The sequence below is a fragment of the Mycobacterium sp. 2-64 genome (assembly GCF_035918375.1).
GTDB lineage: Bacteria > Actinomycetota > Actinomycetes > Mycobacteriales > Mycobacteriaceae > Mycobacterium > Mycobacterium intracellulare.
Genome location: NZ_CP142361.1, coordinates 3,489,243 through 3,504,437 on the forward strand (window position 1 = coordinate 3,489,243; position 15,195 = coordinate 3,504,437).

Consider the following 15,195-nt stretch of genomic DNA (forward strand, 5'->3'; position numbering starts at 1 on the left):
AGCGAAAGGCCACTGAGAACCGTGAGTAACGCCATTAAGGTCTTCAACCCGTCCACCGAGGAGCTGATCACCGAGGTCCCCGACTCCGACCAGGCGGCCGTCGACGCGGCGGTGGCCCGCGCGCGTGAGACCTTCGAGTCGGGCGTGTGGCGCAAGGCGCCGGCGTCGCACCGGGCCAATGTCCTCTTCCGCGCGGCGCGCATCATCGAGGAGCGCACCGACGAGCTCGCCGCGCTCGAGGGCCAAGACAACGGCATGAACCTGACGGCCGCGCGGCACATCATCCCGGTGTCGGTCGACATGCTGAAGTACTACGCCGGTTGGGTCGGCAAGATCCACGGTGAGTCGGCCAATCTGGTGAGCGACGGCCTGCTGGGCACCTGGGAGACCTACCACACCTTCACCCAGCTCGAGCCGGTCGGCGTCGTCGGCCTCATCATCCCTTGGAACGGACCGTTTTTCGTCGCGATGCTCAAGGTCGCGCCCGCCCTCGCGGCCGGCTGCAGCGCCGTCCTCAAGCCCGCCGAGGAGACGCCGCTGACCGCGCTGAAGCTCGAGGAGATCTTCCGCGAGGCGGGCCTGCCCGACGGCGTCCTGAACGTCATCACCGGCTACGGCGAGACCACGGGCGCCGCGCTCACCGCGCACCCCGACGTCGACAAGATCTCGTTCACGGGGTCGACGGAGGTCGGGCGGCTGATCGTCAAGGCGGCCGCCGGCAACCTCAAGCGGCTGACGCTCGAGCTCGGCGGCAAGTCCCCGCTGATCATGTTCGACGACGCCAACCTCGACAAGGCGATCTTGGGGGCGGGCATGGGCCTGCTCGCCGGTTCGGGGCAGAACTGCTCGTGCACGTCGCGCATCTACGTCCAGCGCGGCATCTACGACGACGTCGTGCAGCGGCTGGCGGAGTTCGCCCAGATGCTGCCGATGGGTGGCAGCGAGGATCCCGACTCGGTGTTGGGCCCGCTGATCAGCGACAAGCAGCGCAAACGGGTAGAAGGCATCGTTAACGACGGGGTGGCCGGCGGCGCGCAAATCATCACCGGCGGCAAGCCGATGGACCGCAAGGGCTACTTCTACGAGGCGACAATCATCACCAACACCACGCCCGACATGCGGCTCATCAAGGAGGAGATTTTCGGGCCGGTCGGCTGTGTGATCCCGTTCGACGACGAGGACGAGGTAATCGCCGCCGCGAACGACACGCACTACGGGCTGGCCGGGTCCATCTGGACCGAGAACCTCTCCCGCGCCCACCGGATGGTGAATGAGCTTCGGGCGGGCCAGGTTTGGGTGAACTCCTCACTCGCGGCCGACCCGTCGATGCCGATCAGCGGCCACAAGCAGTCCGGGTGGGGCGGCGAGCGCGGCCGCAAGGGCATCGAGGCCTACTTCAACACCAAGGCGGTCTACATCGGTCTGTAACCTGCTGCCCCGGCGCCGCGGGCGTAACGCCACGGTGGAACTATTGCCGATTTTTCGCCGTGGCGTTACGCCCGGGCCATCCCGGAGACTGTGGGCTACAGCGGCTTTCAGTGAGACGCTACGAGGGCACGGCCCTCATCGGTGCACCCGGCAATGAAGTCAGGGGCCGAGTCCACTTGAGCGATCTTCCCGCTTTTCAGATCGCTCTGAAGGACCCTCTGGCAGTACTGGTTCCAATCGGTATCAGCATTCAGCTGCACGTGATAGTGCTGAATCTGCTCATCGATGGCCTGTTTGCCTTGGTTGTACGAGGGCGACCCGGGGTCGGCGCCCGCTCCGGACGCGAAGACAACGGCGGCGGCACTAAGCACCGCTGCCAACGTCAACCCGCGCATGCGACTCACGCCGACAATCTTACGTGGATTTTGCTGCCAGCACATCCGCCTCGATTGCGGGGGCGGCGGCGGGTTAGAACGTCCACGAGCCGGCGGACTGAAGTACGAAGCCACGGTTGAGGATTGGATCGACGCAGGCGGTCAGGCGGTCAGCGCCCACGACGCATGTGATGTCGCCTTTGGTGAGCTTTTGGCCGACGTTGAGCAGCGGCGAGGTGATGATCGGGCAGCCGGTGCCCTTTTGAAAGCTGTACGGGTTGAGGTCGGTCGGAAGCGATGACGGCGAGGCGACCACCGAGCAGCCGTCGCTGCCGACGGGGGCGTTGTCCGGCAGACCAGGTAGTGGCCCATCGCAGCTGGCGCTGACATGATCGCCCGGCTTGGGTGGGTTGGGGAGGATGCACTGCAGCCCATCGGGTGTCGCGAAATAGGCCGCGCCGCCGGCGCGGGCCGCGGCGGTATAGGGCGCGGCGTCGACCGCTTGAAATGCGTTCAGATCGGGAAATTTCGGCGGCGGCGTGGCCGTCGCGACGCCGGGGGCGTTGCGGGAACATGCCAGGCTCAGGACCGCAACGGTCGCGGTGATCACCGCTAGGGTCACCCTGCTCAGCATGTGGTGTCCCCTTTCCTAGTGTTGGACGCCAAAGGTTGTCGTCCACGTGTTGGGATCATAGGTCGGCCCGGGCGGCCAGGTGCTCACTCGAAGCTGAATCGTCTCAAGGCCGGTCGCGGGGTCGAGCGTCGTGCCCGTGATGGTGGGGCCGTAGACGGTCGGAAGCTGGTTGGGGGCCACCAGCGTTTGGGGTGTCGCCCCCATCAGCCCTTGCGGTGTGGCGGCGGTGATGCCCTGCACGGGGCCGCCGTTGGTCGCGCCGACGAGCATGAATCCACCACCTTTGAGCGAGACCAGTTGGCTTTCACGATCGCCGGGGAGGCTGACGGTGCCGACGCGCTGCAAGTTGTTGATCCAGCTGTTGGGTTTGGCCGGATCGATGGGTCCCGACACCCACATGCCGCGGGTGGTGTCGCCTACCCGGTTGCTGGTGTTGCCGACGATCACCATCTGGTTGGTGGCAGGATCGTAAACGCCGCTGGCCTGGTAAATCCCCGGCAGCTCACCGACTTTCACGGGATGGGTGGGATCGGTGTAATCCCAGACCGACCCGTTGGTCGCGAATTCGTTGAACCCGGGCGTCACGGACCCATCCGGGTGGCTGAAAAACGCGTAGCGATGACCGTCGGGCCCCAGCGCGGTCCCCGTCGGCAGCGGGCGGGTGCCCGGCGGCCCTTGCGCGAGCTCCGATGCCGGGCTGCGCGGAAAGCCGTCTCGGGGGTCGCCGCCAAAGGTGGGGCCCTGGCCGTCTTGGAACTGGTCTTGCAGGTCGTAGGTGTTTTGCTCGTGTTGGGGCGGGCCGGCCGGTCCGGTGATCCTGGGGTCGCTGGGTGGAGCGTCTTGCCCGTCCCCGAAGCCCGCCGGCTTGAACTCGGCGACCGCGGCAGCATCTTGCGGGGTGAGGTGTCCGTTCGCCTGTGCTTCACGCAGCGATTTCGTGTAGGTGTCGCGGATCGAGTTCATCTGCTTGAGGGCGTCCCGCGTGTCATCGGCGGCGTCGGCTTTGGCGTCCTTGATCAAGGTCTCGAGCGCCCGGCGGCTCTTCGCATCGAGGGTGGGGTCTTGCAGATCCTTGGTGGCCGCGCCGATCAGTTTGTCCAGCAACTGCAGTTGTCGTTCCAGCGTGGCGATCTCCGCGGAGCCCTCTTTTTGCGCGGCGGCCAGCATGGCGGCGATGTTTTCCAGGTCCGCGGCGATCTTGGGCAACTGGTCGGTCTGCAGGCGAAGCGATTTGGTCAGCCGCTGCACTTCTTCTGAGCCGTTGATCGGATGGTCGCCGTTCTGGTGGTTCCAGGCCTGATCGAAGCGCTTGCGGGCCTGCTCGAACTCCTCTTGGGCGGCGGTGGAGCACCGGCCCGCCGCGTGGAAGGCCTCCGCCAATTGGGAGATCTGAAAGGGGTTGCCGGCCTGCAAACTGCGGTTGACCGCCCAGGGATCGCCGCCGGCCTGGGCGATCAGATCGGCAACGCTCAACCAGTTCAGCTGCATCGCCCCGCCCATTTGTGCTTTTGACCAGCTTTGACGCTACCTCCGCTGGTTCCCCTGACCCCCTATTCCACCCGAAAAGGCGCTGCAATTCACTTCAGTGCGCTCGGCGCGGAGCTAATCGGGGACACGTGGCGAGGGGCGCGCTTCAATAGCATTGCGACCAGGAGGACATGATGGCGCGCTTCAAAACCGAAATGGAAGTCTGCCCGCACTGCCGGCGCTCGGCGGAGGCCACGGTCGAATACAGCTACGACAACGACGGCAAAGTCACCGCCAGGCGGGTGCGGGACGTCAACTGCCGGTATGCGGACTGCCCGGGTAGCGAGGTGCCGCCGCACTGGGGCTAGGCGATGTCGGTCGCCCGCTGCTTCGTGTCGGACTCCTTGTCGGAGAGAAGATCCCCTTCTTGGGGCATTCAAAGTTTGGCGACGCCGCCGATTCCACGCTCAACTCGCTACGGGCGTCCGGGATCACCCGCCGCGCCGAGCCCGCGGTGAGACAACGTCTTCACTGGGTGCCAGACGGCGCCAACCGCTTCGCCAGGTACGGCGCCGTGCGGCTCTGTTTGGCCCGTGCCACCTGCTCAGGTGGCCCCGCCGCGACGACCCGGCCGCCATCGCTGCCGGCTCCCGGTCCCAAGTCGATCACCCAATCTGCACCCGCGACCATCCGCATGTAGTGCTCGGCCACCACCACGGTGTTGCCCGCGTCGACCAGGCGGTGCAGTTGACGATCGAGCAGATCCACATCGGCGGGGTGCAGCCCGGTGGTCGGCTCGTCGAGGACGTAGAGGGTGTGCCCGCGCCGGGGTCGCTGCAGTTCGGCCGCGAGCTTGATCCGCTGTGCCTCGCCGCCCGACAGCTCGGTGGCGGGCTGTCCGAGACGGAGGTATCCGAGCCCGACCTCTTGCAGCGTGGTCAGGCTGCGCGCCGCGCTGGCGACGTCGGCAAGAAACTCCGAAGCCTCATCGACGGTCATCGCGAGGACATCGGCGATCGTACGGTCGCGATAGCGAACCTCGAGTGTCTCGTCGGAGTACCGCGCTCCTTGACACGCCGGGCAGGTGGCGTATGTGCCTGGCAGGAACAATAATTCGACCGACACGAAACCCTCCCCCTGACAGGTGGGGCAGCGACCGTCGGCCACGTTGAACGAGAACCTGCCCGCCGTCCAACCGCGGCGGCGCGCCTTCGGGGTCGCAGCGAATTCACGGCGCACGGCGTCAAACAAGCCGGTGTAGGTCGCCAGCGTCGAGCGCGGCGTGCGTCCGATCGCACGCTGGTCGACCGATACCAGCCGGTTGATGTTTTCGGCCCCCTCTGCCGTCACACCGATACTCGCGTCATGATCGAGATCGACTATCCCGCTGTCGGTTTCGTCGTCGTCGGGTTCGGCAGGCTCGACCGCTCGTCCGGTGCCGAGCTGGCTGTGGACGACATCGCCGAGGACCTTGACGACGAGTGTCGACTTGCCGGAACCGGACACCCCGGTGACCGCGGTGTACACGCCGAGGGGCAGGTCCACGTCGAGGTCTTTCAAATTATGGAAGCAGATCCCGCGCATCCGCAGCTGCCCGGACGGCGTACGTGGTTGTCGACGCGGCGGCCGGGCACCGTCGAAAAGGTAGTGACGAGTGACGGACCCCTCGATGTCGGCGAGGCCGGATACCGGCCCGCTGTAGAGCACGCCCCCACCGAGTTCTCCGGCCCCGGGCCCAACGTCGACGATCCAGTCGGCACGGCGCACGACGTCCATGTCGTGCTCGACCACGAATAACGAATTGCCCGCGCGCCGCAGGCGATCGAGCACCTCGAGCAGCGGCTCGGCGTCGGCCGGGTGCAGGCCGGCCGACGGTTCGTCTAACACGTAGAGCACGCCGAACAAGCCGGCGCGCAGTTGGGTGGCCAGCCGCAACCGCTGCAGTTCGCCGGGTGACACGGTCGGGGTCCGGCGACTGAGCGTGAGATAGCCGAGGCCGAGATCAATGAGTACCTGCAGGCGTGCGACCAGGTCGGCGGCGATCATGGTCGCCACTTCCGTCAGCTCGCCGGATGTCATGGACTCGTACGCGGCGGCGGCGTCGGTCCGAGAAGCCGTCGGGCGCAACGTGTCCGCGAGGTCGCCCAGTGGCATGGCCGTGTAGTCGGCGATGGTGCGGCCGGCGAAGGTCACCCGCAACGCCTCCGGCCGCAACCCAGAGCCGTCGCATACCGGGCATTCGACGGTGTCGACGAATTGCAGTACGCGGCGGCGCATCATCGCGCTATGGGAGTTGGCCAACGTGTGGCGGACATGGCGTTCGGCGCTGGAAAACGTGCCGTTGTAGTAATAATCGGCTTGCACGGGGTGCTGGCTCGGATCGATTTCGACGGTCGGCTGCTCCTCGGTGAACAGAATCCAATTGCGTTGCCGCTTAGGCAGTTTCCGCCATGGCTTGTCGATGTCGTAGCCCAGCGTGACGAGGATGTCGCGGAGGTTTTGGCCCTGCCACGCGCCGGGCCATGCGGCGACGGCGCCTTCGCGGATGGTCAGCGAGGGGTCTGGCACCAGTGTCTCTTCGGTCACCCGATGGATTCGTCCCAGCCCGTGACATTCGGGGCACGCCCCCACCGCGGTATTCGGCGAGAACGCATCGGAGTCCAGTCGTTCCGGAGCCCCCCGCGGGTAGGTCCCGGCGCGGGAGAACAGCATCCTCAACAGGTTCGATAGGGTGGTGACGGTGCCGACCGTCGACCGCGATGTCGCCGAACCCCTGCGCTGCTGCAGTGCAACGGCAGGCGGTAGCCCGGTGATGTCATCGACCTTTGGCGCGCCGGTTGGCAATAGCAGGCGACGGGCGTACGGAGCGACCGATTCGAAGTAGCGGCGCTGGGCCTCGGCATAGATGGTCCCGAAGGCTAGCGACGATTTGCCGGATCCGGAGATTCCGGTGAACGCGACCAGCGCGTCACGCGGCGCTACGACGTCGACACCCCGCAGATTGTGCACCCGCGCCCCGTAAACGCGCACAGAAGGATCGATTTCGTCGGTGCGTCGATACGGGATTTGCGTCATCTTGCTCAGCCGAGTACCCCCGGGTGCGGCCGCACAAGCCTGCGCTCCCCTGGCAGCGACCAGCGAGGGCCTATCGGCAATCCGTTTTGACGCCCCGCCGGCCGGGAATTCCGCCGTGGCCATGACGGAAACATCACCAAGCCGGATCCGCCTGAGCCATCACGTCGTGGAACTCGATGACGGGCGGCGGATCGGGCTTTCAGTCGGCGGCCGCGGAGTGCCGTTGTTGTTCATGCACGGGCTCCTGCTGAGTCGGAAGGCCTATCTGCGGATGCTCAGCCGGATCGCCGGAATGGGATTTCTGGTCGTCGCCGTCGATGCCGCCGGTCACGGAGATACCGGGCGACTGCCCAGCAACGCGTGCGGCTTCACCGATCGCGCCGATTCGGTGTTGCGCACGCTGGACGCCCTTGGCATCGGACAGGCGTTGTTCGTCGGCCATTCGATGGGCGGGCGAATGACCATCCAGCTGGCCGCACGCGCGCCTGAGCGGGTACTCGCCGCCGTGCTGTTCGACCCGGCGTCCGGAGCGCGGTTCGACACGACCATCCCAAAATTGGTGAGGTCCCCAACCAAGGCGTTAGGCGCGGCCTACACCGCTGTCCGCGACACACTGGGCGACCCGACGCAGCTCTCACCCAGCGAGCAACTCGGATACTTCCGCGTGCTGGCCGCGGTGGCGGTGCCCAACCTGCGTGATCCACTCGCGGCCGTCCGGACGATCAGGGCCATCGTCGAGTCCGGTGATTACACGCCGATGCTGCACACCATGCGCGACGAGGGGATGCCCACGATGGTGGTGCACGCCGAAAAAGACATGATCGTGCCGTTCCCGCACGCGCGCGAAATCGCCAACGAGGCCGACGCGACGCTGTACAGGGTGCCGGACGCGTATCACTCGTGGATGATCGCCAATCCGCGCCAGGGCGCCGATGCGTTTCGTCAACTGCTCGACGGCGAGCTGGGCGAGGTGCTTCGCGACGCCGCCGACGCGATGGGCATCGCGGACCTCGATGACCACGAGGCGTGGGAGAGCGAATTACTGGACCCCGATGCGTTGGTGTTGCAGTTCATCCACGGTCGCGACCGAATCGAAATCGGGCCCGAGGAGCTCGATCACGTGGACCTCGAGCTGGTGCGCCGTACGGAGCGCTCGCAGGAACGGCTGTCCTGGGCTCGACGGACATATCGCCGATGGGCGGCCAAGCACCTGCATCAGGCGCGATCGCTGATCCGGCACAACACCCGGATCGAGCCCGAGCACCACGAATAGCTAAGGGTGAAAAGCGCGTGGTGGGGCGGGCGGGGCTCGAACCCGCGACCAACGGATTATGAGTCCTTTTCCGGCGCTCCGCCGACCAGCCGAAACGGGTTAGCCGCTCGCAGTGAACGCCTGCAAGAAAGGGCTTTTGGGCGTTGCCAGTACGGCCGGGTTACGCCTTCGGTACGGCTACAAATCGCCCTCGGTCGCCGGTATGTCGCCGGTACGAACGTATTAGCTAACGGTGGGACGAGAGCACGCGACAGCTCGCAGCTGTCGACTTGCGGACAGCTCGCAGGAAAAACTTGTGGCTTGCGGTTAACTAACTACTCGATCGCGGGTGGCGCTCGCGACAGCGACTGCGGGAGGAACGACTATGCCCACCATCACCACGTCGGACGGTGTCAAGATCTTCTATAAGGACTGGGGCTCTGGCCAACCGATCGTTTTCAGTCACGGTTGGCCGCTGACGGCCGACGACTGGGATGCGCAGATGATGTTCTTCCTGCACCAGGGCTATCGAGTGATCGCTCACGACCGGCGCGGGCATGGCCGATCCGAGCAAGTCGGGACCGGCAATGACATGGAGCACTGGGTGGCCGACCTGGCCGCGTTGACCGAGCAGCTCGACCTGCGGGGGGCCGTCCATATTGGGCACTCCACCGGCGGCGCGGAAGTGGCCTGCTACGTCGCGCGCCACCAGGAGCGAGTCGCCAAGGCGGTACTGGTGTCCTCCCCGACACCAAGCATGCTGCAGACCGAGAACAATCCAGGCGGCCAACCCCAGGAGTGGTTCGACGCGGTGCAGGCGGGTGTCTTGGGGAATCGATCGGAGTTCTTCCGCGCCGTGCCAGAGGGTCCGTTCTACGGATTCAACCGTTCAGGGGTAGAGCTGTCCGAGGCGGTCATCGCGAACTGGTGGCGACAGGGCATGTCCGGCAGCGCCCACGCTCACTATGAGACCGTGTTTTCCTGGCTGCAGGACTACACCGAGGATTTGCGCACAATCACCCTTCCCGTCCTGGTGATGCACGGCGACGACGATCAGATCGTGCCATTCACCAGCGCGGTGCCCCGAGCGGTCGACCTACTCCAGAACGGCGCATTGAAAACCTATGCCGGCTACCCGCACGGAATGCCGACCACGCATGCGGATGTGCTCAACCCGGATCTGCTCGCGTTCATCGCGTCCTGATCGGCAGCGTTCGCCGGACAAAGAGATGCGCGGCTTAGCATGGGGCCAATTGCAGACCACGTGCGCTTAACTCCCTTATCTTGGCAGTGTCAAGGAACGACCGAAGTAACTGTCAGCCATCACCCGAAGACGAAATGTCAAGCACCAACCGACGTCATGCACCCTTGCTTTGTGAGTGGGGCGGGCGGGGCTCGAACCCGCGACCAACGGATTATGAGTCCGCGGCTCTAACCAACTGAGCTACCGCCCCCGACGGGGTAGTTCCGTAGGAAACCGTAGCCGAAGACCGGAGTCAGTATCCGTCGGGCGGCAGACGCCCACATGGCAGGTCACACAGCGATGGGCGCCGCGTAGTAGCGGCGCCCATCGACAAAACGCACTCAGGCGGGCGACGACGCCTGTGCCGCCTGTCCCTTGATCGCGGGGATCATTTCCGGCGCGTAGACGAAGATCGCGGACTCGACCTCCCACTCAGCCTGCTCGGGCTTCAGCGGGGTCGTGTTGGTCACCATGTTCACGAGTCGCTTCCCGGCGGCCAACGGATTGTCAGCGCTGCGAACCTGGTCGGCGAACCAGCGGCCCTCGGCGGTCATGTTGCAGTCGTTGAACTCGGCGGAGTGGATCATCTTGTTCTGCGCAAGCAGGTTGATGTACTGGTCGTCCTTCGGGGTCATGTTGCAGGCGGCCGCTGCCTGCGGCGCGGACAGCAGCGCTTCGCCCAGCATCGACGTCGCCACGACGGCGCCGGCCGCCCCCAACGCCAGCATCTGCCCGCGCGAGCGTGTACGTCTGATGGTCATCTTTCGAACTCCTTCGCGTAGATATTTGCTGATCCACCTGTCGCACACCAATGGGTACACGGACAGAGAGCACGACAAACGGCGGGAGTACAAACAATGGATGAACAAAGAAGGTTGAAAACAATAGCGCGAGAAGCTATTTGAGCGACCGCTCCGCTCAGGGATCGACGAGCTTCTCCACCGGCACGGCGGCGTCCGGCATCGCCGTCAGCGGTTCAATGTGCCGCTATTCAATTAGCTGACAATATCAAATACAGCGGATGAAATTCAAAGCCGTTGCGGCCGTTCGATATTCGTTAGGCAGGGCAGACGCGGGCCCGGGGGATCAAGACTCCGTCGGCCAGTTTTGCTTGGCGGCCTGGTCCTTGATCTTCGGGATCACTTCCGGCGCGTACACATAGATCGCCGACTCGACTTCCCACTCGGCTTTGTCGGCCTTGAGCGGCGTCGTGTTGGTCACCATGTTGACGAGTTCTTTGGCCCGACCGAACGGATCGGACGAGCTCTTCACCTGGTTGGCGAACCACCGGCCCTCGGCGGCCTCATGACAGTCGCTGTACTCGGCGGTGTGCACCATGTTGTTCTGCGCGAGCAGGTTGATGTATTGGTCATCCGCAGGGCTCAAGTCGCACGTCGCCGAAGCCACGGGCGCTGAAAGCACCGCTCCGCCGAACATCGAGGCCCCCAGCGCGACACCGGCAGCCCAGACCGACGACACCCGCATGCGCGAGCGGGTACGGGTGCTTGTCATGTTCGAACCTCCCTCTGCGCAGGAACTCGATTGGCTCCGACGCAAACCCAAGCTACGAATGCTGCAAACAACGAACCGGGAAATCCATCGGCATGACGGCTCATGACGTACGTCCCATGGCCACCCGGCTGGGGCCACGCTGCCATTTCGCTACCGTCACGTCTCAGTGGTCATTTCAGTGTCGGCGACGGGGCTTAAGTTATCCAACGACCCCCGCACACAGCGAAAACGCACGCTTGCGCGTCGATGTACGAATGGTTAACATTTCGTGCCCTCGCACCCGGGTGAGCTCCTGACTCACCCGCCGGCCACGTCGCGGCGCAAACGTCGCAGAGCCCTGCCGCCGGGCGTCGCGGTGCGCGCAGCTAAACGGCGGGCGGCAATCGACTACCGGGTTAACACCGGCCGCCGTCAGCTAAATACCGTGTGCCCCTCGGCGTCGATCAGATACCGCTCGGTGCCGCTCTCGACGCGTGGGGCGTCGGCGCCCAATGACACGGCGACTTTGTTGCTGGCATTGCGCATGATGTCGAAGGTGAGCTCGACTGATTCCGCCTCGGAGAAGCGGGAGCGCACCTCGGCGGCATCGTCGGCGGCGAGGTGCGCAGGGGTCCAAATTAACCCATCCGCATAGCGCAGCGCTGCTTTTGCGCGGTCGTCGAGCAAACCCGACGATTCGAACCGCTCGATCTCCTCGTACAGCGTTTCCGAACCGCCGGCGTCGAGCGCGCCGCCCTCGCGTAGCGAGTTGCACAGCCGGCAATTGTGTTGCGCCGCGCCCCGCAACCGCACCAGTTCGGAGGTGACCGGGTCCAGCGCACGCATTCGCGCCACGGCGATTAAAAAGTCGTTGAACACCAGATCCGACGGGTCGGTGGTGTGATCCCAATTGATCGGTCCGGCCGCCCAGCCCAGGTACTGCGAGCCGACCCCGAGCGCTTCCAGCCCGGCCCGCACCCGCGGGACGAAGTCGGCGATGTACATCTGCACGACGACCCCAAAGGTGCGGTCCCCGAAGTGCTTCGACAACCGGGACCGTTGCTCGGCGGTGATCGCCGCGACGTCGGCGCTGAATTGTTCGGCGAAGTCGACGACGGCCGCCTCGGCGTCGGATTCCGGCTCGCCCACCTCGACGGCCGAGGGCAGCGGCGGCAGCGACACCGTCTGCGCGCACACCCGCCGGATCAACGCCGCGATGCGCGCGTCGGCGGGCGCCGCGGGAAACAGCGCCACCAGGCGCGTGAGCTGGTCTTCTCGAACCGAAACCGGGGCCGCCATTCGTCACACGCTAGAGCGCGTGTCGCCCGGTGGCAATCGAACTATTGGGCCTGGCTCACCGAGGACATGTGGAAGTCCGGGATCCGCAGCGACGGCATCGCGGCGCGGGTCGCCCAATCCCCCCATTCGCGCGGCAGCGTCTTCTCGCTCGCACCGGCCTCGGTGGCCCGTCGCAGCAGGTCCAGCGGGCTTTCGTTGAACCGGAAATTGTTGACGGCGGCGGTCACGCGTCCGTCTTCGATGAGGTAGACGCCGTCGCGGGTGAGTCCGGTGAACAACAGTGTGGTGGGGTCGACGACCCGGATGTACCACAGCGTGGTCAACAGCAGGCCTCGCTCGGTGGCCGCGATCATCTCGTCCTGGGTGGCCGTCCCCCCGGTCATCACCAGGTTGTCGGCGGCGACGGCGACCGGGGCGTCGTACTTCTCGGCGGTGGCCCGCGGGTAGGCCAGCGCGTTGATCACACCGTCGCGGATCCAGTCCACCTGGGTGATCTCCATGCCGTTGTCGAACACCGACAGCGTCTCCGAGGAGCTGCTCGCCGCGACGAACGGCGTGCAGGCAAGGCCGGGCGCCATCGGATCGGAGAACAAGGTCAGCGGCAGATCGGTGAGCCGCTCCCCCACCCGGGTTCCACCGCCGGGCGCCGAGAACGCGGTCCGACCCTCCTGCGCGCCGCGGCCGGACATCGACCACGCCATGTAGATCATCATGTCGGCCACGGTCGACGGCGGCATGATCGTCTCGTAGCGCCCCGCCGGCAGCTCGACGCTGCGCTGCGCCCAGCCCAGCCTGGTCGACAGCTGCTCGAGCAGCGAATCGATTGGCACATCGACGAAGTCGGGTGTCCCGACGCCCGCCCACGCGCTGGCGTCGCCGCGTTTGGCGTTGATCTCCACCGCCCCGGTGGGTTGGCTGAAACGCCGCCGCAATCCGGTCGACGATGCCAGGAACGTCGTCGAAACGCTATGGTGCGCAAAGCCGTAGAGCCGGTCCGCGCCCTTGAAGCCGCGGCTCAGGGAGTCGGCCGCGTCGGCGAAGACCAGCGGCCCGGTCCCCTGCACCGGCGCGTCCCAGTCGGCGGGCACCCCGCTATCGGCGAGCAGCGGCGCGGCATCACCGGCCTCCGGCGCCGACCCCGCGGCCTCCTGCGAGGCCGCCACCAGTCCAGGGAGCACCCGCGGATCCGCCTCGGCGGACACGACCGTGCCGATGCGCGCGCCGCCGCCCCGACGCACCACGGAGATCACCGACACGCTGCGGCTCACCGAAACCCCGTTGGTGGTCATCGAATTGCCCGCCCAGCGCAGGGTCGCCTCGACCTTGTCGGTGACCAGCACCATCGTCTCGTCGGCGCCGCCCAGCTTGGCCGCCTCGTCGAGCACGATGTTGACGACGTGCTGCGGGCGGATCATCGCCCGCCCTCCGTGCGGGTGTTGAGCACGTTGACGCCGCGGAACAGCGCCGAGGGACAGCCGTGGCTTACCGCCGCGATCTGCCCCGGCTGGGCCTTGCCGCAGTTGAACGCCCCACCCAGGCGCCAGGTGGACCGGCCCCCCACGGCCTCCATCGAATTCCAGAAGTCGGTCGTGGTGGCCTGATAGGCGACGTCGCGCAATTGCCCGTCGAGGCGGCCGTCGCGAATGCGGAAGAACCGTTGGCCGGTGAACTGGAAGTTGTAGCGCTGCATGTCGATCGACCAGGATTTGTCGCCGACGATGTAGATGCCGTCCTCGACCCGGCCGATGAGCTCGTCGGTGCTGATGTCCTCGGGGGCCGGCTGCAGCGACACGTTGGCCATGCGTTGGATCGGCACGTGGTGCGGCGAGTCGGCGTACGAGCAGCCGTTGGAGCGCTCATGCCCCAGGCGCCGCGCGAACACCCGGTCGAGCTGATAGCCGGTGAAGATCCCGTCGCGCACCAGATCCCAACTCTGCGCGGCAACTCCTTCGTCGTCGTAACCGATGGTGGCCAAACCGAATTCGTCCGTCCGGTCCGCGGTCACGTTCATCACCGACGACCCGTACCGCATGGTGCCCAGTTTGTCCGGTGTAGCGAACGACGTTCCGGCGTAGGCGGCCTCGTAGCCGATCGCGCGGTCGTATTCGGTTGCGTGACCGATGGATTCGTGAATCGTCAGCCACAGGTTGGTCGGGTCGATCACCAGGTCTGTCGCACCGGGGACAACGGTGGGCGCCTTGACCTTCTCGGCCAGCAGTGCCGGCAGCTGCGCCAGCTCGTCGGTCCAGTTCCAGACCTCGTCGCCGGTTAGGACCTCCCAACCCCGGCCCATCGGCGGGATCAGCGTGCGCATCGAATCGAAGCTGCCCGCCGCGGGGTCGACGGTCACCGCCTCCAGGGTGGGCTGGATGCGGACGCGCTGCTGGGTGATCGAGGATCCGAACGTGTCGGCGTAGAACGTCTGCTCCTTGACCGCGGTCAGCACGGCTGAGACGTGATCGATGCCGTCGGCGCTGAGCAGCCGCCCCGAGTACTCCTCGAGCACGGCGATCTTGTCGGTGGTGGAGACGTCGAACGGGTCGATGCGGTAGTGCGACACCCAGGTCGCGTCGGTGTAGACGGGTTCGGGCGCCAGCTCGACGCGCTCGGTGCTCAGCATCGCCAGCGTGGTGGCGACCTGCACCGCGTGCCGCGCGGTCTCGGCGGCGACCGACGGCACCAACTCGGCGTGCGAGGCGAATCCCCAGGTGCCGTCGACGATCACCCGCACCGCCAGGCCGACCTCGCGGTTGATCACCGACGTCTCGAGCGCGCCGTCACGCAGCTGGATGATCTCGGTGGTGATGCGATGAACGCGCAGGTCGGCGTGCGTGGCCCCGGCCGCGGTGGCCGCTGCAAGCGCGGCGTCGGCCAGTTCGTGGCGCGGCAGGTCGAGGAAGTCGGCATCGATCCCCCGGTTCGGTGTCACGGC

Annotated in this window: 13 protein-coding genes and 1 tRNA gene; 4 read left to right on the forward strand and 10 right to left on the reverse strand. The window is 66.1% G+C overall.

The annotated features are described in order from the left end of the window. Positions 1-21 precede the first annotated feature (21 nt). Positions 22-1,428, forward strand: a complete 1,407-nt coding sequence (locus tag QGN31_RS16360) for an aldehyde dehydrogenase family protein (protein ID WP_014379848.1) — start codon at positions 22-24, stop codon at positions 1,426-1,428. 107 nt (positions 1,429-1,535) lie between these two features. Here the strand turns inward: QGN31_RS16360 and QGN31_RS16365 are convergent, their stop codons facing one another. The 3 genes from QGN31_RS16365 to QGN31_RS16375 all read right to left on the reverse strand — a co-directional run bounded on the left by QGN31_RS16365 (position 1,536) and on the right by QGN31_RS16375 (position 3,924). Beyond that, complete coding sequence (locus tag QGN31_RS16365; RefSeq protein WP_014941705.1) at positions 1,536-1,823, reverse strand: hypothetical protein; 288 nt, start codon at positions 1,821-1,823, stop codon at positions 1,536-1,538. A 73-nt stretch (positions 1,824-1,896) separates the two neighbouring features. Further along, entirely contained in the window at positions 1,897-2,436 is a 540-nt protein-coding gene (locus QGN31_RS16370) for a hypothetical protein (protein WP_014941704.1), read from the reverse strand. Between the two features lie 15 nt (positions 2,437-2,451). Further along, positions 2,452-3,924: a putative alpha/beta hydrolase gene (locus tag QGN31_RS16375; RefSeq protein WP_029385664.1), complete on the reverse strand. Its 1,473-nt coding sequence runs from the start codon at positions 3,922-3,924 to the stop codon at positions 2,452-2,454. A gap of 170 nt (positions 3,925-4,094) precedes the next feature. Here QGN31_RS16375 and QGN31_RS16380 point away from each other — a divergent pair, with 170 nt between their 5' ends. Then, a complete protein-coding gene (locus QGN31_RS16380) occupies positions 4,095-4,271 on the forward strand; it encodes a hypothetical protein (protein WP_014384423.1) in 177 nt (58 codons plus the stop codon). 160 nt (positions 4,272-4,431) lie between these two features. Here the strand turns inward: QGN31_RS16380 and QGN31_RS16385 are convergent, their stop codons facing one another. Further along, positions 4,432-6,978: an excinuclease ABC subunit UvrA gene (locus QGN31_RS16385; protein ID WP_014941703.1), complete on the reverse strand. Its 2,547-nt coding sequence runs from the start codon at positions 6,976-6,978 to the stop codon at positions 4,432-4,434. Positions 6,979-7,099: 121 nt separating this feature from the next. Between QGN31_RS16385 and QGN31_RS16390 the strand changes: the two genes are divergently transcribed. After that, positions 7,100-8,251 carry an alpha/beta fold hydrolase gene (locus QGN31_RS16390; protein ID WP_043954724.1) on the forward strand — a complete coding sequence of 384 codons (1,152 nt, stop codon included), beginning with the start codon at positions 7,100-7,102 and terminating at the stop codon, positions 8,249-8,251. A gap of 364 nt (positions 8,252-8,615) precedes the next feature. Next, entirely contained in the window at positions 8,616-9,434 is an 819-nt protein-coding gene (locus QGN31_RS16395; RefSeq protein ID WP_014384420.1) for an alpha/beta fold hydrolase, read from the forward strand. 176 nt (positions 9,435-9,610) lie between these two features. Here the strand turns inward: QGN31_RS16395 and QGN31_RS16400 are convergent. The 6 genes from QGN31_RS16400 to QGN31_RS16425 form a co-directional block, all read right to left on the reverse strand. Then, positions 9,611-9,684, reverse strand: a tRNA-Ile gene (locus QGN31_RS16400). Positions 9,685-9,814: 130 nt separating this feature from the next. Beyond that, complete coding sequence (locus QGN31_RS16405) at positions 9,815-10,234, reverse strand: hypothetical protein (RefSeq protein ID WP_043954720.1); 420 nt, start codon at positions 10,232-10,234, stop codon at positions 9,815-9,817. A gap of 325 nt (positions 10,235-10,559) precedes the next feature. After that, positions 10,560-10,958: a hypothetical protein gene (locus tag QGN31_RS16410; RefSeq protein WP_009953104.1), complete on the reverse strand. Its 399-nt coding sequence runs from the start codon at positions 10,956-10,958 to the stop codon at positions 10,560-10,562. A gap of 438 nt (positions 10,959-11,396) precedes the next feature. Then, positions 11,397-12,263 carry a carboxymuconolactone decarboxylase family protein gene (locus QGN31_RS16415; protein WP_014941700.1) on the reverse strand — a complete coding sequence of 289 codons (867 nt, stop codon included), beginning with the start codon at positions 12,261-12,263 and terminating at the stop codon, positions 11,397-11,399. Positions 12,264-12,304: 41 nt separating this feature from the next. Next, on the reverse strand, positions 12,305-13,678 hold the full coding sequence (locus QGN31_RS16420) for a TldD/PmbA family protein (protein ID WP_014941699.1): 1,374 nt from the start codon (positions 13,676-13,678) through the stop codon (positions 12,305-12,307). Then, complete coding sequence (locus tag QGN31_RS16425; RefSeq protein ID WP_014941698.1) at positions 13,675-15,192, reverse strand: TldD/PmbA family protein; 1,518 nt, start codon at positions 15,190-15,192, stop codon at positions 13,675-13,677. The genes QGN31_RS16420 and QGN31_RS16425 overlap by 4 nt, the downstream gene beginning before the upstream one ends. Positions 15,193-15,195 lie beyond the last annotated feature (3 nt).